Source organism: Halomonas sp. IOP_31 (assembly GCF_021151495.1).
In the GTDB taxonomy this organism is placed as follows: Bacteria; Pseudomonadota; Gammaproteobacteria; order Pseudomonadales; family Halomonadaceae; genus Modicisalibacter; species Modicisalibacter zincidurans.
In genome coordinates this window covers 44278-70905 of the sequence record NZ_JAIRBP010000001.1, presented here as the reverse complement: position 1 = coordinate 70905, position 26628 = coordinate 44278, and the positions used below count along the sequence as shown (strand labels likewise).

Below are 26628 nucleotides of genomic sequence, written 5' to 3'. Positions count from 1 at the left end.
CTCGAGTGCGAAAAACATCTCGGGTGGATCTTGTACTCAGCCGGCGCAGGTCTGCCGATATGTGATGCCTGTTTCAGGCGGGAGGATCGTGATGCGAATCATGCCGACACCCACTGAGGCAATGGCGAGGCATGCGCCTAAACGTCAGTCATGGGGCTACTGGCTCAACGTCGCTCGCGAGAACGGCATCAGCGATTCGGCGTACAACACGCGGCGCTATAAGTACGGATGGGGGCCGGCTAAAGCGGCGATGAAGCCGGCGCAGAGGAGATCGAAGCGATGAGTGACGTGCCAATCGAGCCTCGTGATTACTCCTTTGGCGTGAAGGTCGTCGATATTGGCGAGCTGCGGATTGCCAGAGGCCAGTCGAAGCGGCCACCATCAATCTGCAAGCACCGGCAGATGGTGTATGACGACAAAGAGCGGCGCATCTATTGCGAGGACTGCGAGAGTGATGTCGAGCCGTTCGATGCCTTCAAGGGATTGGTCGAGTTCTGGGATGGCGAAACGAAGCGACTGAAGCGGCGCCGAGCCGACCTTGAGCAGGCAGAGACTTTTTCTCTGCGATCTCGTGCAGCCAAGGCCATGGATGAAGAGTGGCGGAAGCGCTCGACTGTGCCCTGCTGCCCTCATTGCAGCGAGGCGCTGCTACCGGAAGACATGGTCAGCGGGAAAAGCACCGTATCGAAGGAATGGGCTCTTGCCAGACGCAACAAGAAGCCCAAGTGACAACTACCGCCCTCGAGGCGGTTTCTTTTTGCCCGATCGGCAAGTTTGAGAGGTAACCCAGATGATCAACCACGATCCTATTTTGTCCCTGGCCGAATCGGCCGACTACCTGCACATCAGTCAGGTGACGCTCTGGCGCCTACATGCCAAGGAACGTACACTGGTCAAGCCGATACAGATCAGCCCTGGGCGCAAAGGTTATCGACGCTCAACGCTAGATCGATACCTTGATCGCGACTGCGCTTGAATGACCGTGTACAGCATGGCATTACTGGGCAGCGGAGGCGGTGCTTCGGGGTTCATTGGCTTGCTAACGTGCCCCCAAACGGACACCCAGAATTTGGAAAAGCCATTAACTTATTGAGTTTATGGATTACTTTATGATGCATCGCCTGACACTGTATCTGGCAAACTAAGTTGAAGTGCGTCACTCAACAATGCGTTTCACTCCGCTAATCGGTGGCACAAGCCGATCATGAACAGCGGTTCATTACCAGCAAGGCGCGCCAGTCGCGCGATCAGAAGGATCTCGTCGATGTTACGCAATCGCCTGGCTGCGCTGCTGGCGGCCGCCGTGTTGACGCTCCCCGGGGCGGCCTTGGCCGCCGACGCCGCCCAGGTGCCGACGGTCCGTGGCCTGGCGCTCTACGGCAAGCCTGCGCTGCCGGCCGATTTCAAGTACTTCCCCTACGTCAATCCCGATGCCCCGAAGGGCGGCGAGCTGGTCCGCGCCGCGCAGGGCAGCTTCGACTCGACCAACCCGTTCATCATCAAGGGCACACCGGCCAGCGGCCTTATGGCCATCTACGATACGCTGATGGCCAGCAATCCCGACGAGCCCTTTTCGATGTACGGGTTGCTGGCCTCGGGCATTCGTCTCGATCCCGAGCGCCGCTGGATGGAATTCGATATCGACCCCGCCGCGCGCTTTAACGATGGCACGCCGGTCACGGCCGATGACGTGGTGTTCAGCTTCCGCCTGCTGCGCGACGAGGGCCAGCCTTTCTATGCCGGCTATTACGCCGATGTCACCTCGGCCCAGGCCCTCGACGAGGACACCGTGCGCTTCGAGTTCGCCGCCGAAAATTCCCGTGAGTTGCCGTTGATCCTCGGGCAATTGCCCGTGTTGCCCAAGGATTACTGGGCAACACGCGATTTCACCGCCCCGACCCTCGACAAGCTGCTCGGCTCGGGGCCTTATCGTATTGCCGAAGTCGTTCCCGGTCAGCGCATCGTCTATCAACGCGTCGACGACTACTGGGGAAAGGATCTACCGGTCAATCGCGGCCGTTATAACATCGACCGGCTGGTCTTCGACTATTATCGCGACCAGTCCGTGGCGCTGGAAGCCTTCAAGGCCGGCAACGTCGATATGCGCATCGAATCCAGTGCGCGCAACTGGGCCACCGCCTACGACTTTCCGGCCGTCGCCGACGGCTTCGTCGAGAAGATGCTGGTCACCGATGGTCAGCCCGCCGGCATGCAGGCTTACGTCATGAACCTGCGGCGCGACAAGTTCCAGGACGTGCGGGTTCGCGAGGCCATCAACCTGGCTTTCTACTTTCCCTGGCTCAATGAGCAGCTCTTCTATGGCGCCTATGAGCGCACTCGAAGTTATTTCGAAGGCTCGGACATGGCCGCTGGCGGCCTGCCCGGCGATGCCGAGCTCGCACTGCTCGAGCCCTACCGCGAACAACTTCCCGAGCGGCTTTTCGACGAGCCGCTGCCAATCGAGCAACCGGAAGAGTTGCGCCCGCGACTACGCAAGGCCCTGGGCCTGCTGCGTGATGCAGGCTATGAGGTCCAGAAGGGGCAGTTGGTCGATCGCAAGACCGGGCAACCCTTCACGTTCGAGGTTCTCCTCTACGACACGCAGTTCGAGCGCATCGTCCAGCCCTTGCTGCAGAATCTGGAGCGGATCGGGATCCAGGGACGGATTCGCACCGTCGACGTCAATCAGTATCTCAATCGGCTGCGCAATTTCGATTACGACATGATCGTGGGCAGCTTTCCGCAATCGGCCAATCCGGGCAACGAACAGCGCGAGTACTGGACGACGGCGTATGCCGATCAGCCTCAGAGTCGCAATCTGATCGGCTTGAAGGATCCCGTCATCGATGCGCTGGTCGAGTCGCTGATCCGCGCCGATTCCCGCCAGGCGCTGGATACCGCGGCCAAGGCGCTCGATCGGGTGCTGCGCTGGGGCTTTTACGTGATCCCCCAGTTTCATCTCGACGGCACGCGCATCGCGGTATGGGACAAGTTCGGCTATCCCCAGCCCTTCCCCCAGTACACGCTCGATCTCGATGCCTGGTGGGTCGATCCGCAACGCGCCAAGACGATCAATCAACGTCAGAACGGCGGGGGGTGATAGGCACTCGTGGCGGCTTATATTCTCCGACGCATGCTGTTAATGGTCCCCACGCTGCTGGGAATCATGCTGCTCAATTTCGTCATCGTCCAGGCCGCTCCGGGCGGCCCCATCGATCAGATCATCGCCCGTTATCAGGGACTCGACAGCAATTCCAGCACGCGACTCGACGGCGGTGGCGGCGATCCGTCCAGTGGTACGCAGGCTTCGCGCGGCTCGCGCGGCGTCGACCCGCGATTCATCGCCCAGCTCGAAGAGCAGTTCGGTTTCGATGAGCCGCCCTATCAGCGATTCCTGGGGATGATCGGCGATTACGCCACTTTCGATTTCGGCGATAGCTTCTTTCGCGGTCGCCCGGTCGTCGATCTGATACTCGAACGCCTGCCGGTATCGATCTCGCTGGGGCTCTGGAGTACCTTGCTGGTCTATCTGATCTCGATCCCGATGGGCATTCGCAAGGCGCTCCACCACGGGTCCCGCTTCGACGTATGGACATCGGGGCTGGTCATCGTCGGCTATGCGATTCCCGGCTTCCTGTTCGCCATACTCCTGATCGTGCTGTTCGCCGGCGGCAGCTATTTCGACCTCTTCCCGCTGCGCGGGCTGACCTCGGCCAACTTCGACGAGCTTTCACCGCTGGCCAAGGTCGGCGATTACCTGTGGCATATCACCCTGCCGGTGATCGCCACGGCGATCGGCAGCTTCGCGACGCTGACCATGCTGACCAAGAACAGCTTCCTGGACGAGATTCACAAGCAGTACGTGCTGACCGCACGCGCCAAGGGAGCCAGCGATCGCGGCGTCCTCTACGGGCATGTGTTCCGCAACGCCATGCTGCTGATCATCGCCGGGCTACCGGCCGCGCTGGTGGGTATCTTCTTCACCGGCTCGCTGCTCATCGAAGTGATCTTCTCGCTCAACGGCCTGGGCCTGCTGGGCTTCGAGGCGGTGATGCAGCGCGACTATCCGGTGATCTTCGGCACGCTCTATCTGTATACCCTGATCGGCCTGATACTCAAGCTGATCTCCGATCTGACCTACGTGTGGGTCGATCCACGCATCGACTTCGATACTCGGGAAGCATGACGTCAATGGCACAGAACAAGCGGATGCGTGTGTCGCCGATCATGCGGCGACGGCTGGCGGTATTTCGCGGCAACCCTCGGGCACGCTGGTCGCTGTGGACGTTTGCCGTTCTATTCATGCTCAGCCTTTGCGCCGAGCTGATCGCGAACGACAAGCCGCTGGTCGTGCATTATCTGGATGGTTGGTACGTGCCCTTGCTGGTGGATTACCCGGAGACCGAGTTCGGCGGCTTTCTGCCGACCACGACCGACTATCGCGATGAATTCGTCCAGGAGGAAATCAACGAAAATGGCTGGATGCTGTGGCCGCCGATTCCCTTTTCCTACGACACCCTCGATCGGCAACTCGGCCAGCCGGCTCCTTCGCCCCCCGATCTGCGCCATTGGCTGGGAACCGACGATCAGGGCCGGGACGTGCTCGCCAGAGTGATCTACGGTTTTCGGCTCTCGGTGCTGTTCGCGCTGGCCCTGACCGGTGGCTCGCTGATTCTCGGCGTGACCTTCGGCGGCATTCAGGGTTACTTCGGCGGCAAGGTCGACCTGGTCGGCCAGCGCCTTTCCGAAATCTGGTCGGGGCTGCCGGTGCTGTTCCTGCTGATCATCCTCGCCAGCCTGGTCGAGCCCAACATCTGGTGGTTGCTGGGCATCATGCTGCTGTTCTCGTGGCTGGGGCTGGTGGATATCGTGCGCGCCGAATTCCTGCGGGCGCGCAACCTCGAATACGTGCGCGCCGCACGCGCCATGGGTCTGCCTTCGCGGCTCATCATGTGGCGTCATGTGCTGCCCAACGCAATGGTCGCCACCTTGACCTTCATCCCTTTCCTGTTCACCGGGGCGATCACCACCTTGACCGCGCTGGATTTCCTCGGCTTCGGCCTGCCGCCCGGCTCGCCGTCGCTCGGCGAACTGGTGGCCCAGGGCAAGAACAACCTTCAGGCGCCCTGGCTGGGCATCACCGCCTTCGTCACGCTGAGCCTGATGCTGTCGTTGCTGGTGTTCATCGGCGAGGGCTTGCGCGATGCCTTCGATCCCCGGCATATCCAGGCCTCGAGCGGCGCCATCCAGGCGAGTTCCGCCACGCATGGTCAAAGGCGCCACATCGACAGCACGGAGGCCAGCCGATGAGCGGCGACAGCGTGTTGTCCCTGAAGAATTTCTCCATCGCCTTCGATGCACTACAGGTCGTCGAACAACTCACGTTGAGCGTACGCGCCGGGGAAACCCTGGCGCTGGTCGGCGAATCGGGCTCGGGAAAGTCGGTCACTGCCCTGGGGGCGATGGGGCTGCTTCCCGGCAATGCACGGATCGAAGGAAGCCGTGAACTGGCGGGTCGCGACCTGTCGGAACTCGATGCACGCCAATGGCATCAACTGCGTGGCAATCAGGTGGGATTCATCTTCCAGGAACCGATGACTTCGTTGAACCCCTTGCACACGATCGGCAAGCAGCTCGGCGAAGCGCTACGCCTGCATAGTGACATCACCAAGGGTACGGCGCGGCAAAAGGCCCGCGAGCTCCTCGAGCAGGTGCGCCTGCCACGCCCCGATGAGCTCCTCGACGCCTGGCCCCACCAACTCTCCGGCGGACAGCGGCAGCGGGTCATGATCGCCATCGCTATCGCCAATCGTCCACGCCTGCTGATTGCCGACGAGCCCACCACCGCCCTCGATGTCACCGTTCAGCAGGAGATACTGCAGCTATTGCGCGATCTCCAGCAGCGCCACGCAATGGCCATGCTGTTCATCACTCATGACCTTAATCTGGTGCGTCGTCATGCCGATCGCGTCTGCGTGCTCTACCGGGGACGCGAGCAGGAAAGCGGAGAGGTCCATGAGGTGTTCGAGCGGCCGAGCAGCGAATACACACGGCTATTGCTGGCCGCCGAGCCCGAGGGACGCCCTGCTCCTTGTCAGACGCAAGACACGCTTCTCACGGCTCGCCGTCTTTCGGTCGCTTTCCCCCGATCGCGGCGTTTGTTCGCCCGCCGCCGGGCGCCGTTCGTTGCGCTACAGCCGCTCGATCTGAGCCTGGCCCGCGGCGAAACGCTGGGCATCGTCGGCGAGTCGGGGTCGGGCAAGACCACGTTGGGTCTGGCGCTGCTGCGCCTCAACCGGGCCACCGGCCGGGTCACGCTCGGCGAAACGCGCCTGGATACCCTCACCGGCAATCGCCTGCGCAAGCAACGCCGAAACATGCAGATCGTCTTTCAGGATCCCTATGGTTCGCTTTCCCCGCGCATGCCGGTGAGAGAAATCATCAGCGAGGGACTGCGCTTTCATAACCCACAGCTCACCGAGCAGACGGTCAGCGAGCGCGTCGCCGTCAGCTTGCGGGAAGTCGGTCTGCCGGAAGATGTGGCATCACGCTATCCGCATGAATTCTCGGGCGGACAACGCCAGCGTATCGCCATTGCCCGGGCGATCATCCTCGAGCCCGAACTGCTGATACTCGACGAGCCGACGTCGGCACTCGATCGTACCGTACAGAAGCAATTGATCACGCTGCTTCGCGAGCTTCAGGCTCGCCGCGGATTGAGCTACGTCTTCATCAGCCATGACCTGGCGGTCGTCAGGGCCATGGCCCATCGCGTGCTGGTCATGAAGAACGGCGAGGTGATCGAATACGGCGACTGCGAGCAGGTTCTGCGTCGTCCGACGAGCGATTACACGCGTAACTTGCTGAAAGCCGCAGCCTTGGGCGAATGAACGGCGACGCCGTGTTGTCCCGGAGCGTGTTGTTCTTAAAGAAGTTGGCCCTGAACAATTGGCTGGCCGGGTTGACTATGCCGCCTCAGCCGAGTTTAGGATGTTCTTGTAATTCTTGACCAACTGGCTATGTATCAAGGTTGCAATCAATCAATATAAGATAACGGTATAAATAGTTAGAAGGCGGCAATCTCTTCATCCCTCAGCATGCGGCATTCTCCCGGTTCGAGGTCCGGATCCAGCACCAAGGGGCCTATCGATTCACGATGCAACGTCTCGATGCGGTTGCCGATCGCGGCGAACATGCGCCGCACCTGGTGGTATTTTCCATCGGTCACGGTGATGCGGAAACGCTCGGGTGAAAGCGCTTCAAGCCGCGCCGGGTGGGTCGGCTGCTGTTCGCCATCCAGCAACAGCCCTTCTGCGAAGGCGGCGATCGCGGTTTCCAGCATGCTATCTTGCAGGGGCTCGGCCAAGCTGGCCAGATACACCTTGGGGCATCGGGTTCGCGGCGATGTCACGCGATGCGACCATTGACCGTCATCGCTCAGCAGAACCAGCCCCGTGGTGTCGACATCCAGCCGCCCCACCGGATGCAATCGCTCGACCTTGGGCAGGTCGATCAACTCGAGCACCGTCTGGTAGCGTCCCGCTCGCGTGGTGCATTCGACCCCGAGCGGCTTGTTCATCATCAGGTAGCGCAAGCCGAACGGGGCCAATCGCTTTCCCAGCCAATCGACGGCGCTGCCCTCGCCGACATGCACGGCGGGATTCCTGATCACTTCGCCATCGACATTCACCTCGCCCCGGTGAAGCGCCTTCTTGGCCAGGCTGCGGGTCAGGTCCGTGGTCTCGCAGAGAAACTTGTCGAGGCGCATTACATCTCCAACGTGAAGCGATCGGCATCCATCCAGGCGGGAAACTTTTCGCGGAACTGGGCCAGTGCGTCGCTGTCGAGCACACCGGTGTGAATGAAAGGTTGATCGCGACGCTCATCGATCAGCGACTCGCCCTTGAAGTCGACGAGCATCGAATCGCCGGCGTAGGCCAGCTTCTTGGCGTCTTCACCGACACGGTTGACGCCGATCACGTAACTCAGATTCTCTACCGCTCTGGCTTGCAGCAGGATACGCCACGCCTGGCGACGCGGTGCCGGCCAGTTGGCCACGCACAGCAGCGCATCGTACTCGAAGTGCGCGCCCCCGCGAGGCTGTTGGCGCAGCCAGACCGGGAAGCGCAAGTCATAGCAGACCGTCAGCAACAGACGAAAGCCATTGAGCTCGACGATGACCCGCTGATCGCCCATGCCGTAACGCTCATGTTCACCGGCCATGCGAAACAGGTGGCGCTTGTCGTAATAGGCCAGTTCGCCGTCGGGTGTGGCCCAGATCATGCGATTGTAATACTCGCCTTCGGCGACTATCGCCACACTGCCGGTCACCACGCAGCCACGCTGCATCGCCTGTCGGCGCATCCACGCGACGCTTCGACTGTCCTCCATCGGTTCGGCCATTTCGCGGGAATTCATGGTGAAGCCGGTGGCGAACATCTCCGGCAGCACGACCAGGTCGGTCTGGGCCTGTCCCAGGTCGCCAAGCTGCTCTTCCAGCAAGTGGCAGTTGGCTTCGGGATCCTCCCAGCGCAGATCCGGTTGGACGAGGGTCGTGCGTAGCTCGCTCATGGTGTCCTCCTGTCGCGGCTACAAGCCGCCCTGTTGGTGATGACCATTAGCCTAACCGAGGGACTGGCAAGGTGCAGCCGCCAGAGGCTTGGGCATGCTAACATTAGCGCCCGCTTCACGCTGAGCCACGGCCCAACCAGGGCGCGACGACACGCGGCGCATGTCGTCCTTGATGGCCAACTGCACCAGGAAAAGTCATGAGCCTGCCCGTCCAGCCCGACAAGGAAGCTACCCAAGGGGTGTTTTTCGGCCTCTGCGCCTATCTGATGTGGGGCAGCTTTCCGCTGTTCTTCGCCCTGTTCGAAGGCATTCCCGCCTGGGAAATACTCATTCATCGCGTGCTGTGGTCCTGCGTATTCCTGGTCGGTCTGGTGAGTCTGCTCAGGCGCTGGACGCCGATTCGAGCGGCATTGGCCGAGCCGCGTCGGTTGGGGCGGGTACTGGCGTGTGCGGTGCTGATCGGGCTCAATTGGGGCATTTATATCTATGCCGTCGAAAGTCGCCAGGTCTTTCAGGCAAGCCTGGGATATTTTCTCACCCCGCTGATCAACGTGGCGCTGGGCGTGGGCTTTCTCAAGGAGCGCATGTCGCCACTGCAGGGTGTCGCCGTGGCCCTCGCGGCGGTGGCGATCGGCATTCAGCTCGCACTGCTGGGGAGCCTGCCCTGGATCACGCTGGTACTGGCGACGTCCTTCGGCACTTACGGGCTGCTGCGCAAGCAGGTTCCGCTGGACGGATTGTCAGGGCTGTTCGTCGAGACGCTATTGCTGTTCCCGCTGGGCCTGCTGGCCATCGCCTGGTTGAGCGCTAGCGGCCAATCGCACTTCATGCAGGGCGATGGCCAGACCACGCTGCTGCTCATCGCCAGCGGCGTGATAACGGCGCTGCCGCTGATGGCGTTCGCCGGGGCCGCAAGGCGGTTGCGCCTGGCCACCCTCGGCTTTCTGATGTATCTGAACCCCACGATTCAGTTCTTCATTGCATTGCTGATCTTCCGCGAGCCCCTCTCGCCGATCCAACTGGCCACTTTCGTGCTGATCTGGATTAGCCTGGCGATTTACTCCTACTCCGCCTGGCAACAACACCCACGCGAACGGATCGCATGAACGCCACCGGCGGGCTCAACCGAGCGAAGCTTCGCTGACCAGCCTCACCTTCGATTCGGATAGACGCAAGCGCTCGATCAGCGTGCCGAGCACGGCCATCGTCGGCACCTGGCATTGCCACAGCGTCTCTCCGGCTTGCAGCGCCAGTGCTTCGCGATGCATGGCCGCGGCGGGGTCCATGCTGCGGTCGTCGAGCGCTTCCAGACCCAACCCCGCCAACTGGGCACTATCCACGCCGGGCAACAGCACGACGCAGCTACGCACACCCTCGGTATTGAGAGCGATCCGTTGACGGCTATCGGCGAGTTGCCAGATCGACAGTCGCAGACGACTCACCGAGCGTTCCAGCACCACGCTATCGCTGGCGGCAAGCCATTCCGCCGCCAGGCGACCGTTGATCCTGCGCTCCCGTGTCGCGGCGTTGATGTGCGGATAGAGAAAGCCGCTGCGCTGGACCATCCAGTCCAGCGCGTCATCGAACCCTACACCGAACTGCTTGGAGAAAGGCATTTCGCGACGCGATACGGCGTTGCGCACGGTCGACAACTTCAAGCTGCACAGTGCGGCTATCTCGGTGACACTCAGCCCATGCTCGGCAGGTCGGGGGATCAGGTAGGTGGGCAGTACATTGGCCAGGCCGACGTGCTGCTCGAGGCGCGCTCTGACCCTGGCGATGCCCAGCAGATGCAGCAACCTCAGAGGCGGCGTGCGTCCCGCCAGTTCGTCCAGGCTATGCGTCATCAGCACCAGGTGCCAGAAATCGCTTAGCCCGGCTGTCCCGGCGCCCGGGCTCGGCATCATGCGTGGCTCGAGCGCCCAGCCATGCAAGGCTTCCAGCGGCTGCGTCATGCGCTCGACCAGCGTATCGGCGGTAAGACCCGGGACCGCTGCGCGCGGGGCCGTGTTGCCCAGATAGAGACGCTGCAACGGGCTGACCATCACCTGACAAGCAGCCTCCAGCTCTGCCTTGAGCTGCGGCAGTGCCAGCTCGTCCGATACCGCCTGACCGAGTAGTGACGCCTGCAGAAGCCCCGACGAGGCCATGGCCACTGTGGTCATTGAATGCACTCCTGCGTACGGACGAGACCGTGGCGAACGACCGCTCTATGGCGTCTCGGCCCGGCCCCATTTTTTGATGGGATCATGGTTACAGCTGGTAAAGAGGATAACGGCAAGCGCGTCGACTTCTTTAGCAACAGCGCGTTCTGCTCAGCGCGTGGTTGCGACGCTCTCGGGCTGGTAGCCGACACGGAAGCCGCCCCAATGACGACCATTGACGTGAATGGGCACGGACAGGTCGTGCATCACCTCGCCGGTGTCGCGCTTGTAGGTCTGTACCAGCAAGGCGCGGGTATGCGAGCCACAGCGGCTGCCGGTGGGATCATCGAAGATCCGCTTGCTGCGGCTGTATTTCAGGTCGGTCTCATAGTCGCCGCTTGGCGGCTTGCTGACATGGCGGTTATGGGTGGGAACGTATCCGCGCTGATCGCAGGCGATCGCGTAACTGGCCTGCAGGGCTTCGAGTAGCGGCTCCTGGATCTTGGGCAGGTGACTATCGGTGTATGTGTCGTAGCCCGTTCTGTAGAGAGGTGGTCGGGTATTTGAGATAACGGTATATTTAGCGTCGAACAGCACTTCTTCACGCAGTTCGCCTCGCTTGATGGCCTGCTCGAGCAACGCCGCGATCCGGTCGGCGGCGCGTCTTGCCTCGCCGAAGACCTGCTGATGGCGGCTGGCCAGACGCTGCTGGGCAAGTTCGCCATCCACCGCTTCCGCGGCGTCCATCAGGGCGCGAGCCTGCTCGGCGAGGTCATGCATATCGCCCAGGCCATCATCGACGTGCGATTTGAGTGTGATCAGCGTCTGCGAGACTTGCTGGCTATGTCCGCGGGTCTGTTGCATCGAGCCGGCGATCTCGGCGAGCTGGCTTTCGACGCTGTCGAAATCCTCGGTCATGGCGGAAAGATGCCCGCCCACCGCTTCGATCTCGCTGGCGCTGTCGCCTACCCGACGCATCAGATGGCCGATCGTCTCGACGACCCGGTTACTGCTGTCGCCGATCTCGTCGACCAGCGATTCGACCTGCCGGGTCGCCTCCGCGGTACGCTGCGAAAGCTCGCGCACTTCACCGGCCACCACCGCAAAGCCACGCCCATGCTCGCCGGCACGTGCCGCCTCGATCGAGGCATTGAGCGACAGCAGGTTGGTCTGCTCGGCGATCTCCTCGATCATTCCGGTCACGTCACGGACGCGATGGGTCTTGCCGGCAAGCGACTCGAGCAAGTCCAGGGCCTCGTCCGAGCGGCTGGCCAGCAGGGTCATCTCGCCGATGACGCCGTCGAGCGCCTGGCGGTTGCTCTGGTTGGCGGATTGCGAGGCGCTCGCCTGAGCGGCGAGCTGGCTGGCGCTGGCCGAAACGGTTTCGATGGTCGTGGTGATCGCCGCCATGCTCGCCACCGCCTCGCTGACGATGGTTTCCTGTTCGGTGAGCCGCCAGTCGAGGCGGTCAGCGTGATGCGACACCTCGGCGGAGGCAATGGCCGTCCTGCCGGCGCGCTTGACGAGTCGTTGAGCCATCTTTCGCAGCGACAGGTAATCGCGCCCCGATGCCGGCAGCCCACGCTGGCTCATGACATCGAGCTCCTCGGGATCGGCAGCGTAGATCCGCGCGAAACGATCGAATGAAAGACCGGCCAACAACCCCAGCAAGGTGGTCAGATACGACACCCATGGCGCTTCAAGCCATAGACTGGCGACAACGGCGGCGCCCAGCAAGGCCCCCAGCAGGCCCAGATTCACGATACGCATCAGCGGACTCCCCGGCGGTTTCTAAGCCGAATATCGGCCTGGCGAGGCGATGCCTGATATGAACTTTGGCCTGAGAGACTATCGTCGAGGAGTACGGCATGGATCCGTCAGTGACCACCGGAGGGAAAGTTGAATTCGGCCTGGGTGGTTTCGAAGGCCGAAGGCCAGCGCTGGGATACCGCCTTGCGACGAGTATAGAAGCGCACCGAATCGGGACCGTAGGCATGCAGGTCGCCGAACAGCGAACGCTTCCAGCCACCGAAGCTATGGTAGGCCACCGGCACCGGCAGCGGCACGTTGATGCCGACCATGCCCACCTCGATGCTGTCGGCGAAACGCCGCGCCGCCTCGCCGTCGCGGGTGAACAGGCAGGTGCCGTTGCCGTACTCGTGTTCGTTGATCAGTCGGATGGCCTCGTCGAGACTGGCGACACGCACCACGCATAACACCGGGCCGAAGATCTCCTCGCGATAGATGCGCATCGTCGGTTTTACCCGATCGAACAGGCAGCCGCCCAGGAAAAAGCCGTTCTCGTAACCGGGCACGGTCAGCCCCCGTCCGTCGGCCACCAGCTCGGCGCCGCTGGATACGCCCTCCTCGATGAAGCCCAGCACCTTGTCGCGGTGCGCGCCGGTGACCAACGGCCCCATGTCGAGCCCCTTGTCGGTTCCCGGGCCGATCTTCAGCGCGGCGATCTTGGGCAGCATCGACTCGACCAGCCGATCCGCCGTCTCGTCGCCCACGCAGACCGCCACCGAGATGGCCATGCAGCGCTCGCCACAGCTACCGTAGGCAGCGCCCATCAGGGTGTTCGCGGCGTTCTCGAGATCGGCGTCGGGCAGCACCACGGCGTGATTCTTGGCCCCGCCTAGGGCCTGGACGCGCTTGCCGTTGGCGCTACCGCGGCCATAGATCGATTCGGCAATCGGGGTCGAACCGACGAACGACAGCGCCTTGACATGGGGCGATTCGATCAATGCATCGACCGCCTCGCGGCCGCCGTGAACCACGTTGATGATGCCCCTGGGCAGCCCGGCCTCCTGGAGCAGCTCGGCGATCGCCAGTGCCGAACCGGGATCGCGCTCGGAAGGCTTGAGAATGAAGGTGTTGCCGCAGGCGATGGCCATCGGGTACATCCACAGCGGCACCATCGCCGGAAAATTGAACGGCGTGATCCCCGCTACCACGCCCAACGGCTGGAAATTCGACCAGGCGTCGATCGCCGGACCGGCATTGTGCGAATAGTCGCCCTTGAGCAGTTCGGGTACGCCGCAGGCGTACTCGACGTTTTCGATGCCGCGGCGCAGCTCGCCACCGGCGTCCTCGAAGGTCTTGCCGTGCTCCTCGCTGATCAGATGGGTCAGCCGCTCGGCGTTGTCCTCGAGCAACTGCTTGAAACGAAACATGACCTGGGCGCGCCTGGCCGGCGGCGTATCGCGCCAAGCCGGGTAAGCGGCCTGCGCCGCCGCGACCGCCCGCTCGACGGTCGCGGCATCGGCATTGGCGACCCGCCGCACCACCGCACCGGTCGAGGGATTGGTCACCTCAAGCGTCGCGCCCGGGGCATCGCTCGGCTCGCCGTCGATCAGATGATGAATGAATTCCATGAAGACTCCTTGCTGATTGTTCCGGATCACCCGGTCGGGCACGGATCAGGCCAACGTATCGAGGGTGGTGGCGACGGCGTCGAACAGGCGCTCGAGTTCCGCATCGGTGGTCGCGAACGGCGGGCCGAACTGCAGGGTGTCGCCGCCGTAACGCACGTAGAACCCCGCCTCCCACAGCGCCAGCGCGGCGTCGCGGGGACGGATCGCCGAGTCGCCCTCGCGCGGCGCCAGCTGGATGGCTCCGGCGAGGCCGTAATTGCGGATGTCGACGACGTGCGGGCAGCCCCGCAGCCCGTGCAGACGCGCTTCGAACGCCGGTGCAATGGCCCGCACCTGGCCGGGAAAATCCTCGCGCTCGAACAGCTCGAGCGCCGCCAAGGCGGCGGCGCAGGCCACGGGATGAGCGCTGTAGGTATAGCCGTGGGGGAATTCGATGCCATGCCCGGGGCCGCCGGGTTGCATGAAGGTCGCGTGGATCTCGCGCGAGGCGATCACCGCACCCATGGGAATCGCCCCGTTGGTGATCTGCTTGGCGACGTTCATGATATCCGGCGTCACCCCGAAGGCCTCGGCACCGGTGGTCGCGCCGCAGCGCCCGAAGGCAGTGATCACCTCGTCGAAGATCAGCAGGATATCGTGTTCGTCGCAGATCGCCCGCAGGCGTTCGAGATAGCCCTTGGGCGGCACGATCACCCCGGCCGAGCCCGACATCGGCTCGACGATCACTGCGGCGATGTTGGCAGCGTCGTTGAGCGCGATCTGGTCGAGCAGCGCATCGGCAAGCTCGGCACCCTGCTCGGCCTGGCCGCGGGTGAAGGCCTGTCCCGGCTGCAAGGTGTGCGGCAGATGAGCGAATTCCAGCAACTGCCCGTAGTGCTTGCGGTTGGCGACGATGCCGCCAGCGCTGGTGCCGCCAATGTTGACGCCATGATAGCCCTTGAGGCGGCTGATCAGGCGGGTCTTCTCGGGCTTGCCCTTGAGTCGCCAATAGGCGCGCGCCATCTTCAGCGCGGTATCGGCGCTCTCCGAACCGGAATTGGTGAAGAACACATGGTCGAGCCCTTTCGGTGTCAGCTCGGCGAGCCGCTCGGCGAGTTCGAAAGCCAGCGGATGGCCGACCTGGAAGCTCGGCGCGTAATCGAGCCTGCCGAGCTGGCGCGCCACGGCCTGCTGAAGCTCTGCGCGGTTATGCCCCGCGCCGCAGCACCACAGCCCCGACAGCGAATCGAACAGCCGCCGGCCGCGGGTATCGATCAGGTAGCGCCCTTCGGCGCCGGCCACCATGCGCGGGTGGGCGCGAAAGTCGCGATTGGCGGTGAAAGGCATCCAATAGGCATCGCCGAGCGTATCGGAGCCGTCCTGGGACCGGGCATCGGCCGCCCTGCCGTGCGTCTGGGAGTCGAGGCTGAACATGGCTGTTTCCTGTTGTTGGTCATGGCCGCGAATGAACATTCGCTTGACAGCTTGGCCCAGCACAAAGCGTTTGAATACACAAACGTATCAACCTTCACATTGGGAATCATTAACCTAAGTGCGGCATTCAGGCCGATCTTCATCGCCACCTGCGATGGGGTAACCAAACAGTGCCGCGTCCGCCGCTTGCAAGCAGTCAGGCCCCTCAGCCTTGCGCCACTTCCGGTAACCCCTCATCATTTCTGAATATATTCACCAAACCATGCGTCGAGACAAGGCGCGAGATTCACCTCGCCAATAAACCGTCGCGAGTTGCCACGAGAGATCGATGCTCAAGCGTTACCTGCCAGTGCTGCAATGGCTGCCTTACTATCGGCGCGAGCTGTTCAGTCATGATCTGACCGCCGGGCTGATCGTCGCGATCATGGTGATCCCCCAGTCGCTGGCCTATGCCCTGCTGGCCGGCCTGCCGGCGGTGATAGGCCTGTATGCCAGCATCCTGCCGGTGTTTGCCTATACGCTGTTCGGTTCGAGCCGCACCCTGGCCGTGGGGCCGGTGGCCATCGTCGCCCTGATGACCGCCGCCGCGCTGGCCGGCGTCGCCACGCCGGGCAGTAGCGAGTACATCGCGGGCGCACTGGTGCTGTCGTTGCTGTCGGGCCTGATGCTCACCGTGATGGGTTTCCTGCGGCTGGGTTTCTTCGCCAACTTTCTCAGTCACCCGGTCATCTCGGGCTTCCTGTCGGCATCGGGAATCCTGATCGCCGCCAGTCAGGCCGCCCACCTGCTGGGCATCGATGGCGCCGGCTTTACACTTCCCACCCTGCTCGCCAATCTGGCAGCTCAACTGGACGACACCAATCTTGCCACCCTGGCGATCAGCGCCTTTACGCTGACTTTTCTGCTCGGCATGCGGCGCTATGGTCGCCAAAGCCTGAAACGCATCGGCCTGCCCGCCAAGCTTGCCGACCTGACCGCCAAGGCCGGTCCGGTATTCGCCGTGGTGCTGACCACCCTGGCGACCTGGCGTTTCGACCTGGTAGCCGACGGTGTCGCCGTGGTCGGCAATGTCCCCGCCGGGCTCCCCCCCCTGACGCTGCCCGACTTCGCCCCCTCGCTGTGGTATTCGTTGCTGGTACCGGCGCTACTGATCAGCATCGTCGGCTTCGTCGAGTCGGTATCGATGGGCCAGATGCTTGCCGCCAAGCGCCGCGAGCGGATCTCGCCGGACCAGGAGCTCATCGGGCTGGGCACCGCCAATCTCGCTGCTTCGGTGACCGGCGGCATGCCGGTCACCGGCGGGCTTTCGCGCACGGTGATCAATTTCGATGCCGGCGCTCGCACGCCGATCGCCGGCGTCGTCGCCGCGCTGGGCATCGGCCTGGTCACGCTGTTCTTCACACCATGGATCTACTATCTGCCGACCGCGACCTTGGCCGCCACCATCACGGTATCGATCCTCACGCTGGTGGATATAGCGGTGATGCGGCGCACCTGGCGCTACTCGAAAGGCGACTTCTCCGCACTACTGGCGACATTGCTGCTGACCCTGATGGAAGGCGTCGAGACTGGCATCATCGCCGGCGTAAGTTTGTCGATCGCACTGTTTCTTTACCGCACCAGCCACCCACATAGCGCCCTGGTGGGCCGCGTGCCGGGCACCGAGCATTTTCGCAACGTCGCCCGGCATCAGGTGGAAAGCCACGAGCAGGTCGCCCTGCTGCGCATCGACGAAAGCCTCTACTTCGCCAATGCCCGCTATCTAGAGGATACGCTGTATACGCTGGTGGCCGAGCGTCCGCAGCTTCGCCATACGGTATTGATCTGCTCGGCGGTCAATCTGATCGATGCCTCGGCACTCGAGAGTCTCGAGGCGATCAACGCGCGACTCAAGGATTCCGGCGTAACGCTGCATCTCGCCGAGGTCAAGGGACCGGTCATGGATCGCCTCAAGCACAGCGATTTTCTCGAGACGCTGACCGGGCGGGTATTCCTGAGCACCTACGCCGCCTGGAGCGCGTTGCGACCCTCGATGGCGAGCAGCAACGAGCCCATGCGTCCGCTCGGCTAGCAGTCTGTCGGATTTGACCGATCGTCGCGAGAAAAGCGGATTTCGAGACAAGTTGATCGATCTGATGAGGCGAATAGCGCGCTATTTAACGAATCAGAGCGAATGAAATTGGCCGAAAGCCCGGGTTTCGCAGCAGATCAGCGTTAAGTCCGACAGGCTGCTAGCGACGCCGGTCAGGCGAGCCGGCGCTCGGTTTGCGGTTCGAACAGCACCGCGCGGCTCATGTCGACGCGCAGGGCGATCGGCTCGCCGGCCACGGCGCGACTCTTGGGTCCGAGCCGCACGGTGACCTCGCTGGCGCCCAGCGCCACACGCAGCAGCAAATCGGCACCGGTCGGCTCGACGACCGTGGTGGTGGTATTGAGCAACGTGCCCTCGACCTGGGCGCCGAGTCGCACATCCTCCTCGCTGAAATGCTCCGGTCGCAGCCCCAGCGTCAGCGGCTCGCCGACGTGGCGGACCAGCGCCGGCGTCTCGCGCGCCTCCGGCCATGGCAGCACCAGCGGCTGTTCGCCGCCGGTATCCACGCTCAGTCGATAGCTGCCGGGCGCGCCGGTCAACGTGGCACGAATGAAGTTCATCGACGGCGAGCCCATGAAGCCGGCGACGAAGATGTCGGCCGGGTCGTTGTAGACCTCGTCGGGCGTGCCCAACTGGAGGATCTTGCCGTCACGCATCACCGCAATGCGATCGGCCAGCGTCATGGCCTCGATCTGATCGTGGGTGACGTAGACGATCGTCGTTCCCAACCGCTGGTGCAGCTTCTTGATCTCGGTACGCATCTCGACGCGCAGCTTGGCGTCGAGGTTGGACAGCGGCTCGTCGAACAGGTAGATCTGCGGTTCGCGGGCCAGCGCGCGGCCCATGGCGACACGCTGGCGCTGCCCGCCAGACAGCTGCGACGGCTTGCGATCGAGCAGCGGCGTGATCTGCAGCAGATCGGCGACCCGCGCCACCGCCTCCTCGCGCTCGGCCTTGGGCACCTTGCGCATCTCGAGTCCGAAGACGATATTCTGGCGCACCGTCATGCTCGGATAGAGCGCATACGATTGAAAGACCATGGCGATGTCGCGCTCGGCCGGCGTACGCCAGGTGACGTCCTCGCCGCCGATGAGGATCTCGCCGGCGGTGACCGGCTCCAGGCCGGCGATGGCGTTCATCAGCGTCGACTTGCCGCAGCCCGACGGCCCCACCAGGATCAGGAACTCCCCGGAATCGATTGCCAGCGAGATGTCCTTGAGCACCTCGGTAGTGCCGAATGTCTTGTGTACGTTACGAATTTCCAATGCGGACATGAAAGACCCCTGAACCCCTGTGCTCAACCCTTGACGGATCCCGCGGTCAGCCCGCGAACGAAATATTTGCCGGCCAGGACATAGACCACCAGCGTCGGCAATGCGGCGATCATCGCCCCCGCCATATCGACGTTGTACTCCTTGACCCCGGTCGAGGTGTTGACCAGGTTGTTCAGCGCCACCGTCACCGGCTGCGAATCGAACCCGGCGAAGGCCACCCCGAACAGGAAGTCGTTCCAGATCTGGGTGAACTGCCAGATCACCGACACGGTGATGATCGGCCCCGAGACCGGCAGCAGAATGCGCCAGAAGATCCGGAAGAACCCGGCACCGTCGAGCTTGGCGGCGGAGATCATCTCATCGGGGACCGAGACGTAATAGTTGCGAAAGAACAGCGTGGTGAAGGCGATGCCGTAGACCACGTGGACCAGCACCAGGCCGCTCGTCGAGCTCGCCAGACCCAGCCAGCCGAGCGTTCGGGCCATCGGCATCAGTACCACCTGGAACGGGATGAAGCAGCCGAACAGCAGCAGCGCGAAGCACAGGTTGGCGCCACGAAAGCGCCACTTGGTCAGCGCGTAGCCGTTGAGCGCACCGACCAGCGTGGAGATCGCCACGGCCGGGATCGCGATGCTCAGCGAGTTCAAGAAGTAACCCGACAGACCCTCGCAGCGCATCCCGGTGCAGGCCGTGCCCCAGGCCTTGGCCCAGGCCGCGAACGTCAGCGAGTCCGGCAATGACAGCAGTGCGCCGGCACGGATCTCCTCGAGCGGCTTGATCGAGGTCAGCAGCATCACCACCAGCGGCAACAGATAAACCAGCGCCATTACCGTCAGCAGTGCATAGAGCCCCGCGCGCAGCAGGCGGGCGCCTGGGGTGCGGCGCCGAATGACGTTATCCATGCTTGCGCCCTCGCAGTTCGGAATACAGATACGGCACCAGGATCGCCAGCACCCCGGCGAGCATCATGATCGCGCTGGCCGAGCCCAGGCCGATCTGGCCACGGGTGAAGGTGTAGGCGTACATGAAGGTCGCCGGCAGGTCGGTGGCATAGCCCGGGCCGCCGCCGGTCAGCGCCATGACCAGGTCGAAGCTTTTGATGGCGATATGCGCGAGTATCATCACCGCACTGAACACCACCGGTCGCAGGCAGGGAATCACGATCCGCCAGTAGACCTTCACCAGGCTCGCGCCATCCAGCGCCGCGGCCTTGAACAGGCTGTCGTCGATGCTGCGCAGCCCGGCCAGGAACAGCGCCATGACGAAGCCCGAGGCCTGCCACACGGCGGCGATCACCAGTGCATAGATGGCCATGTCCGGGTTGACCAGCCAGTCGAAGGTGAAGTCCTCGAACCCCCAACCGCGGACCAGCGACTCGATGCCCAGGCCGGGGTTGAGGATCCAGCGCCATACCACCCCGGTGACGATCAGCGACAGCGCCATGGGATAGAGATAGATGGTGCGCAGCACGCCCTCCTGGCGGATGCGCTGGTCGAGCAGAATCGCCAGCATCAGCCCGATGAACAGGCAGATGACGATGAACAAGCCACCGAAGATCACCAGATTGGTGGCGGCGACGTTCCAGCGTTCGTTGGCGAACAACCGGGCATATTGCGCGAAGCCGACGAAATCGTACCGGGGCAGCATCCCCGAGCTGGTCAGCGACAGAATGAACGTCCACAGCATGTAGCCGTAGACGAAGAACAGCGCCACCGCGAGCGAGGGCGCCACCACCAGGCGCGGCAATACCCGTTCCAGGGTACCGGACAGCGAATGCCGGCCCGCGTTCGCGCGCCGGCGCGGCAGAGAATCGGTGTGCGACATCGGAGTGTCCTTGAAGGCAACGACAACGAGCCGCCGCTCGCCGAGGGCAAGCGGCGGCGGCAGCTCAGCCCGCGGCGCGAACCGCGCTGGCCAGACGCTCGGCGGCGGTTTCAGCCGTCATCTCGGGATCATTGAAGAAGTTGGTGATCGCGTCGAAGACCGCTCCCTGAACGCTCGCCGACACCGCCATGCCATGCGCCAGGCTGGGCAGCAGGCCGTTGCCCTCGCTGGCCGCATCGAAGGCCTTGCGCGATGCCTTGGCACAGCTATCGAAGCCCTCCAGCGGCACGTCGAGGCGCACCGGAATCGAGCCCTTGGTCTTGTTGAAGGTAGTCTGAAAGTCCTTGGACAGGATCAGGCTGGCCAGATCCTGCTGGGCCTGCTTCTTGCCTTCGCTATCGACCTTGAACATGGCGAAACTGTCGACGTTGTAGGAGAACATGTGCTCGGTCATCGGCGCTGCTTCACACAGGTAATCCTCGCCGGCGGTCAGGCCGGCGGCGGTGAATTCGCCCTTGGCCCAGTCGCCCATGATCTGCATCGCCGCCTCGCCGTTGATGACCATCGAGGTCGCCTGGTTCCAGTCCCGTCCGGCGATGTTGGGATCCATGGTCCCGCGCAGCTTCTTGAAGGTCTTCAGCGACTCGATCATGGTGTCGCTGGTCAACGCCTCGGGGTCGAGTTCGACGAAGGCCTTGCGGTAGAAGTCCGCGCCACCGATCCCCATCATCACCACCTCGAAGACGGTCGCATCCTGCCACGGCTGGCCGCCGTGCGCCAGCGGGATGAATCCAGCCTCGCGAATCTTCTTGGCGGCGGCGAAGAACTCGTCCCAGGTGCTCGGCAAGCCATCGATGCCGGCTTTCGCCAGGACCTCGGGATTGGCCCAAAGCCAGTTGACCCGGTGGATATTGACCGGCACCGCAGCGTACTTGCCATCGACCTTGTTATCGGCGGCGAGCTGCGCAGGCAGGAAGGAATCCCAGTTTTCCTGCTGGGCGATCGGGTCGATATTGCCCAGAAAGCCCATCTCGCCCCACTCCTGGATCAGCGGTCCCTTGATCTGGGCCACCGCCGGCGGGTTACCGGAAATCGCCCGCGACTTGAGTACCGTCATGGCGCTGTCGCCACCACCACCGGCCACGGCAAAGTCCTTCCAGGTATGCCCTTTCGCCTCCAGCTTCTCCTTGAGCATGTTGGCCGCCTTGGCCTCTCCGCCCGAGGTCCACCAATGCAGCACCTCGATTTCGGCGGCCTGAGCCTGTGTGACAGCGACGGCCAATGCCGCACCGGCGGCCAGCGTATGGATCTTGTTCATGGCGTGTGACTCCGGGGTTGTTATGGGTTGTCATGAATTGTTTACACGGAATGTCCACGAGGCAGCGAAGCCTCGCCTGCCGAGAAACCGAGAATCGGCGAGAGGGTCGGCGGAGAACATGGCGGATCCTGCAAGCGTGTCGTCCTGTTGTGATTGTCATACGGCGCTGGCATAACGCCTCAGCAGACACTAGCGCATATTGCCGGTCCCGCGGATTACCAAAGGCTGCAAAGCATTGCCGAATCTTACCGTGGTGTAATAAACGCACTTTCAGCAGGGCAGGCGAAGCACCACCCGCAGACCGCCGGCAGGCGCTTGATCGAGGCCAATATCACCCCCATGCGCATGCGCAATGTGGCGAGCGATCGACAGTCCCAGGCCGCTTCCGCCGGTATGCCGGCTGCGCGAAGGTTCAAGGCGCACGAACGGCTCGAATACGCGTTCGCGCTGGTCGACGGGGATGCCCGGACCATCGTCGCTGAACGTGACTTGCGCCGTGCCCGCCTCACGATCCAGCGAGACCTCGACGCGCTCGCCGTAGAAAACCGCGTTCTCCAGCAGATTGCCCAGACAGCGCTTGAGCGCCAGCGGCTTGGCCTCGATCATCCCCGCACTGCCCTGCACGCCGATCGTCTCGCCGAAGATGGCCAGCTCATCCACCAGGGTGGCGACCAGCGCGTCGAGGTCGACTGGCTCGGTCCGCTCGTGCAGATCGAGGCCTTTCACCGACGCCAGCGCGCCCTTGACCAGCTGGTCCAGCTCGTCGAGGGTGCGCACGAAGGCCTCGCGCTGACGGGAGTCGGCGAGCATCTCGGCACGCAATCGCAACCGGGTAATGGGCGTCTTGAGGTCATGCGAGATTGCCGAGAACAGCCGCTCGCGCTCGTCGACCTGCCGGCGGATCCGCTCGCTCATGCGGTTGAACGCGGCGGCGGTGTCGCGCAACTCCCGCGGGCCCCGCTCGGCCAGCGGCGGCGACTCGAGATCATCGCCCAGCCGCCGGGCCGCTCGCGCCAGCACCGAGAGCGGCCGGGTCAGCCAGCGAATTCCCAGCAGCGACAGGCCGACCACCGTCAACAGCACCGCCAGGGAAACGAACAACCGGTCGCCCGAAAGCCACGTCGGCCCATCCAGCAAACCGGCAATCGGCAGCGTGGTCGCTACATACAGCCAGCTATCGGCCTCGAGCGGCATCTGCACCACCAGAATCGGCGTCGACAAGGGCGCCATGGCCAGGCTGTGATTCGCCCAGTGGGCCGGCAATTCGGTCAACGGCACTTCATTGTTGAAGACCTTGAGATCCTCAGGTTGCGAAAAGCCGATATACAGTTCCCGACGGCCCAGTTCCCGCTCCAGCCCCTCGCGCAGATTGCCGGCGACCAGCTCCCGGGCGCGGCCGCCATCGGTTGGCTCCAGGGCGATGCGGTGATCGTTGACGCTGACGAAAAAGCGCGTGCCGCCCATGTCGCGCAACTGATCGAGAACGATGTGTCGATACTCGTAGGGCAACGAGCGGAAATAGCGCACCGTCGCCGCCAGGCTCTCGGCCAGGTTGCGTGACAGGCTGTCCAGTTGCGCCAGACGCTCGCGGTCCTGTTGCCAGCTCCACAGGCTGTAACTGGTCACCTGCGCGCCGAGCACGCCGAGCAACATGATCAATACGAAGCGTCCGCGCAGGGTACGCGGTCGAAACCAGGCTCTCTCTTTCACCCCAGCGTTTCCACCGGCGCAGCGAGTACATAGCCCGCCCCTCGCACGGTGCGGATCAGTTGCGAGTGCTGGGCGTCCTCGCCGAGGCGCTGGCGTAGCCGGCAAATGTGCACGTCGATCGAACGATCCAGCGGCGGTGCCCGCCTTCCCCGGCTCAGGTCGTAGAGCTGCTCGCGGGACAGTACCTGCTCGGGATGATCGAGAAAGACCCTCAAGAGCAGATAGTCGGCCCCCGACAGCGCGCTGCGTTGCCCGTCGCGGTCGATCAGTTCGCGGGTGATGCGGTCGAGTTGCCAGCTACCGAAGCGCACCAGCCGGGCCGATTCTATCGGCGCCAGGCGAACACGCCGCAGCACGGCCTTGATGCGCGCCAGCAATTCGCGCGGGTTGAAGGGCTTCGCCAGATAATCGTCGGCGCCCAGTTCCAGACCGAGAATCCGGTCGGTCTCGTCGGCGCTGGCGGTCAGCATGATGATTGGTACATTGCTGGTGCGACGCAAATCCCGGCACAACGACAAGCCGTCCTCGCCGGGCATCATGATATCCATGACCAGCAAATCGGGCTTTTCCCGTCGCATCAAGTCATACAGCGCGTCGCCATCTTCAGCGAGCAGCGCGCAATAGCCATGCCGTTCGAGATAGTCCTTGAGCAGTTCGCGAATCTCGCGATCGTCGTCGACCACCACTACCGTCGAAACATTCATCGTCATGGTGAAAGAGGGTTCCTTGCGAACCGGCGGGGAAAGAGGTTGTTATCGCCACAGGCGTTACTATCGATCGTTGGGTAGTTCGATCATGCGGCGCGCTACCGGGAGCATCAAGCGCAGGGCGGGAAAGCGCGACCAAAGTGGTAGATTACAATGATCAGGGGCGTCGCTGCACAAGGGCAGCGACGCGATGGCAAGGCCCACTAGACTCAACTGCCCGGCATAAGGACACGGTCGATCACGTGAATCACGCCATTGGCCTGGCTGACATCATAGGTGCTGATGTTGGCAACGGTGCCGGTATTGTCTTCGACCACCAGATTATTTCCATTCTTCTTCACTGTCAGCATGGCCCCGTTAACGGTCTCTAGCTGGGCACTGCCGCCAGCTTTCATGACCGCCTCACTCAATGCCTGACGGTCCATGTTGCCGGGGACTACATGATAGGTCAGAACGCTTTGCAACTGGCTCTTGTTCTCTGGCTTGAGCAGCATGGGAACCGTACCGCTAGGCAGTCGATTGAAAGCACTATCGACCGGCGCAAAGACAGTAAACGGGCCTTCGCCTTGTAATGTATCAACGAGCCCCGCCGCTTTGATGGCAGCCACCAATGTCTCATGATCTCCTGAGTTCAAGGCATTCTCGACGATGTTGTTAGTCGGATACATGGTCGCTCCCCCGACTTCGGTCGGACCATGGGAAGCCCAGGCAGGAAAGCCGGTTAACAGCGTAGCCATCAGCAAAGTACCGCCCAGCAAATTGTGCATCTTCATCGTTACTACTCCTTGTTCTGAAGGGTATCGTCGACCTCTGAAAGAGGTCTTCGAATAGTCATACGCAAGGCACAATCAACTGGATGCATCAGTTTGATGGACGTCAGGCTTTACACACGCCAACCATTGACGAAGACTGATGTCGGCGTACCTGCCAACCAACTGCCTACGGGACGCGCATGCAGAACAACACGCAGGATCACCTCATCGATTACCTGTTGGCATGTGCCAACGGTGAGGCAAAGGGCATCGAACGACTTTATCGCGCCACCAGTGCGCGTCTATATGCTCAGCTGCTACGTATAGTCAGAGACGAGGGTGCCGCGCAGGATTGCCTGCAACAGGTCTATCTACGCGTCTGGCAGACCGCCGGGCGCTTCGACGCCAGCCAGGCCAAACCCATGACCTGGCTAGGCACGATCGCTCGCAATATCGGCATCGACTGGCTGCGCAGGCGCCATCGGCATGTGGAGGAAGGTGGCGAGGCGCTGGATGCTCTGGCAGCGCATGACGACATGGTCGCGGCCGTCGATCTGGCACACTCGACCCAGCGCTTGCACGAGTGTCTCGAGGCCTTGTCCGGCAATCAACGCCGCGCACTCGAAAGAGCCTATTTCGAAGGGCTGACCCACGGAGAGCTAGCCAGCGCCCTGGCCCAACCGCTGGGAACCATCAAAAGCTGGATACGGCGTGGACTGGAGAGGTTGAAGGTATGCATGAGCAGTGGGACCTGAGCGACCCCGACGAGCGCGAACTCGCGGCCGGCGAGTACGTGCTGGGCACCCTCGAGCATAGCCAGGTGGCCGCATTCGAAGCGCTGCTGGCGGTGAGCCCAGCGTTGCAGCAGCACGTTGCCGCATGGCGCGAATACCTACAGGTGCTGAACGATCAACTGCCGCCGATTCCCCCTCCCGCCTCGCTGTGGCCGCGCATCGCCAAGCGTCTCGGTGTCGGACGCAGTCCCTGGCTGCAGCGCCTGGGCGTCTGGCGCTCGCTGACCGCCGGCTTGGCCATCGCCAGCCTAAGCCTTGCGTTACTCTGGTATCAGGCTCCCGACCAGCCAATGATTCCGGGCGATGCGATTTTCGTCGTCCTCGACGAAAACCAGATACCCGGCTGGATCATCAGCGCCAGCGCTACCGACGAGCTGATGATCCAGGCCGTGCAGCCTGGCGACATGCCGGCCGGCAAGGCTGGCGAACTGTGGATGATAGACGGCGGTCAACCGGTCTCACTGGGGATGCTGCCGAACCGCGGCCAAGCGCGAATGGCCATACCGCAACGCTTGCGCGCCGCACTCGCAAACGCCGATCTGGCGGTGACTATCGAACCCGCGAGCGGCGCTCCCAATGGGCAACCGACGGGACCGGTGATCGATCGCGGCAAGTTGGTTCCGATACGCAACGGCAACGTTCAGCTGTAGCC

At 62.9% G+C, this 26628-nt stretch carries 23 protein-coding genes; 10 read left to right on the top strand and 13 right to left on the bottom strand.

Features of this window, described 5'->3' with window-relative positions; translation table 11 throughout:
* Positions 1 to 279 precede the first annotated feature (279 nt).
* The 6 genes from K7I12_RS00350 (at position 280) to K7I12_RS00325 (ending at position 6890) form a co-directional block, all read left to right on the top strand.
* Complete coding sequence (locus K7I12_RS00350) at positions 280 to 729, top strand: hypothetical protein (protein WP_231662566.1); 450 nt, start codon at positions 280 to 282, stop codon at positions 727 to 729.
* 61 nt (positions 730 to 790) lie between these two features.
* Complete coding sequence (locus K7I12_RS00345; RefSeq protein ID WP_231662565.1) at positions 791 to 976, top strand: helix-turn-helix transcriptional regulator; 186 nt, start codon at positions 791 to 793, stop codon at positions 974 to 976.
* A 288-nt stretch (positions 977 to 1264) separates the two neighbouring features.
* Positions 1265 to 3100: an extracellular solute-binding protein gene (locus tag K7I12_RS00340; RefSeq protein ID WP_231662563.1), complete on the top strand. Its 1836-nt coding sequence runs from the start codon at positions 1265 to 1267 to the stop codon at positions 3098 to 3100.
* Between the two features lie 9 nt (positions 3101 to 3109).
* The gene (locus K7I12_RS00335) at positions 3110 to 4186 is read left to right on the top strand and encodes a microcin C ABC transporter permease YejB (protein WP_031383572.1); all 1077 of its coding nucleotides are present in this window, start codon (positions 3110 to 3112) and stop codon (positions 4184 to 4186) included.
* Positions 4187 to 4191: 5 nt separating this feature from the next.
* Positions 4192 to 5310 carry an ABC transporter permease gene (locus K7I12_RS00330; protein ID WP_231662562.1) on the top strand — a complete coding sequence of 373 codons (1119 nt, stop codon included), beginning with the start codon at positions 4192 to 4194 and terminating at the stop codon, positions 5308 to 5310.
* Positions 5307 to 6890: an ABC transporter ATP-binding protein gene (locus K7I12_RS00325; RefSeq protein WP_231662561.1), complete on the top strand. Its 1584-nt coding sequence runs from the start codon at positions 5307 to 5309 to the stop codon at positions 6888 to 6890. Before K7I12_RS00330 ends, K7I12_RS00325 begins: the two co-directional genes overlap by 4 nt.
* Positions 6891 to 7066: 176 nt before the next feature.
* On the opposite strand, the gene K7I12_RS00320 is transcribed toward K7I12_RS00325, so the two are convergent.
* Positions 7067 to 7768: a pseudouridine synthase gene (locus K7I12_RS00320; RefSeq protein WP_231662560.1), complete on the bottom strand. Its 702-nt coding sequence runs from the start codon at positions 7766 to 7768 to the stop codon at positions 7067 to 7069.
* Positions 7768 to 8571: an amidohydrolase gene (locus K7I12_RS00315; protein WP_031383576.1), complete on the bottom strand. Its 804-nt coding sequence runs from the start codon at positions 8569 to 8571 to the stop codon at positions 7768 to 7770. The genes K7I12_RS00320 and K7I12_RS00315 overlap by 1 nt, the downstream gene beginning before the upstream one ends.
* A 197-nt stretch (positions 8572 to 8768) precedes the next feature.
* Between K7I12_RS00315 and rarD the strand changes: the two genes are divergently transcribed.
* On the top strand, positions 8769 to 9677 hold the full coding sequence (gene rarD, locus K7I12_RS00310; RefSeq protein WP_231662558.1) for an EamA family transporter RarD: 909 nt from the start codon (positions 8769 to 8771) through the stop codon (positions 9675 to 9677).
* Between the two features lie 15 nt (positions 9678 to 9692).
* Here the strand turns inward: rarD and K7I12_RS00305 are convergent, their stop codons facing one another.
* The 4 genes from K7I12_RS00305 to K7I12_RS00290 all read right to left on the bottom strand — a co-directional run bounded on the left by K7I12_RS00305 (position 9693) and on the right by K7I12_RS00290 (position 15505).
* Positions 9693 to 10736, bottom strand: coding sequence for a hypothetical protein (locus K7I12_RS00305; RefSeq protein ID WP_031383578.1), 1044 nt, complete (start codon positions 10734 to 10736; stop codon positions 9693 to 9695).
* Positions 10737 to 10886: 150 nt separating this feature from the next.
* Positions 10887 to 12485: a methyl-accepting chemotaxis protein gene (locus tag K7I12_RS00300; protein ID WP_231662557.1), complete on the bottom strand. Its 1599-nt coding sequence runs from the start codon at positions 12483 to 12485 to the stop codon at positions 10887 to 10889.
* Between the two features lie 107 nt (positions 12486 to 12592).
* Entirely contained in the window at positions 12593 to 14092 is a 1500-nt protein-coding gene (locus K7I12_RS00295) for a CoA-acylating methylmalonate-semialdehyde dehydrogenase (RefSeq protein WP_231662556.1), read from the bottom strand.
* A 45-nt stretch (positions 14093 to 14137) separates the two neighbouring features.
* On the bottom strand, positions 14138 to 15505 hold the full coding sequence (locus tag K7I12_RS00290) for an aspartate aminotransferase family protein (RefSeq protein ID WP_269438524.1): 1368 nt from the start codon (positions 15503 to 15505) through the stop codon (positions 14138 to 14140).
* Positions 15506 to 15833: 328 nt separating this feature from the next.
* On the opposite strand from K7I12_RS00290, the gene K7I12_RS00285 reads away from it, so the two are divergent.
* A complete protein-coding gene (locus tag K7I12_RS00285) occupies positions 15834 to 17576 on the top strand; it encodes a SulP family inorganic anion transporter (RefSeq protein WP_231662555.1) in 1743 nt (580 codons plus the stop codon).
* A 173-nt stretch (positions 17577 to 17749) separates the two neighbouring features.
* Here the strand turns inward: K7I12_RS00285 and K7I12_RS00280 are convergent, their stop codons facing one another.
* From K7I12_RS00280 to K7I12_RS00250, 7 genes are all read right to left on the bottom strand, one after another.
* A complete protein-coding gene (locus K7I12_RS00280) occupies positions 17750 to 18871 on the bottom strand; it encodes an ABC transporter ATP-binding protein (RefSeq protein WP_231662554.1) in 1122 nt (373 codons plus the stop codon).
* A gap of 23 nt (positions 18872 to 18894) precedes the next feature.
* A complete protein-coding gene (locus K7I12_RS00275; RefSeq protein ID WP_031383584.1) occupies positions 18895 to 19773 on the bottom strand; it encodes a carbohydrate ABC transporter permease in 879 nt (292 codons plus the stop codon).
* Positions 19766 to 20695: a carbohydrate ABC transporter permease gene (locus tag K7I12_RS00270; protein WP_031383585.1), complete on the bottom strand. Its 930-nt coding sequence runs from the start codon at positions 20693 to 20695 to the stop codon at positions 19766 to 19768. Before K7I12_RS00270 ends, K7I12_RS00275 begins: the two co-directional genes overlap by 8 nt.
* Before the next feature lie 64 nt (positions 20696 to 20759).
* Entirely contained in the window at positions 20760 to 22013 is a 1254-nt protein-coding gene (locus tag K7I12_RS00265; RefSeq protein WP_231662553.1) for an ABC transporter substrate-binding protein, read from the bottom strand.
* 270 nt (positions 22014 to 22283) lie between these two features.
* A complete protein-coding gene (locus tag K7I12_RS00260; RefSeq protein WP_331460565.1) occupies positions 22284 to 23723 on the bottom strand; it encodes an ATP-binding protein in 1440 nt (479 codons plus the stop codon).
* Positions 23720 to 24433: a response regulator gene (locus K7I12_RS00255; RefSeq protein WP_231662551.1), complete on the bottom strand. Its 714-nt coding sequence runs from the start codon at positions 24431 to 24433 to the stop codon at positions 23720 to 23722. Before K7I12_RS00255 ends, K7I12_RS00260 begins: the two co-directional genes overlap by 4 nt.
* A gap of 206 nt (positions 24434 to 24639) precedes the next feature.
* Positions 24640 to 25203 carry a fasciclin domain-containing protein gene (locus K7I12_RS00250; protein WP_231662549.1) on the bottom strand — a complete coding sequence of 188 codons (564 nt, stop codon included), beginning with the start codon at positions 25201 to 25203 and terminating at the stop codon, positions 24640 to 24642.
* 179 nt (positions 25204 to 25382) lie between these two features.
* Between K7I12_RS00250 and K7I12_RS00245 the strand changes: the two genes are divergently transcribed.
* Positions 25383 to 25937, top strand: a complete 555-nt coding sequence (locus K7I12_RS00245) for a sigma-70 family RNA polymerase sigma factor (RefSeq protein WP_231662547.1) — start codon at positions 25383 to 25385, stop codon at positions 25935 to 25937.
* Positions 25916 to 26626: an anti-sigma factor gene (locus tag K7I12_RS00240; RefSeq protein WP_231662545.1), complete on the top strand. Its 711-nt coding sequence runs from the start codon at positions 25916 to 25918 to the stop codon at positions 26624 to 26626. The genes K7I12_RS00245 and K7I12_RS00240 overlap by 22 nt, the downstream gene beginning before the upstream one ends.
* Positions 26627 to 26628: the final 2 nt, after the last annotated feature.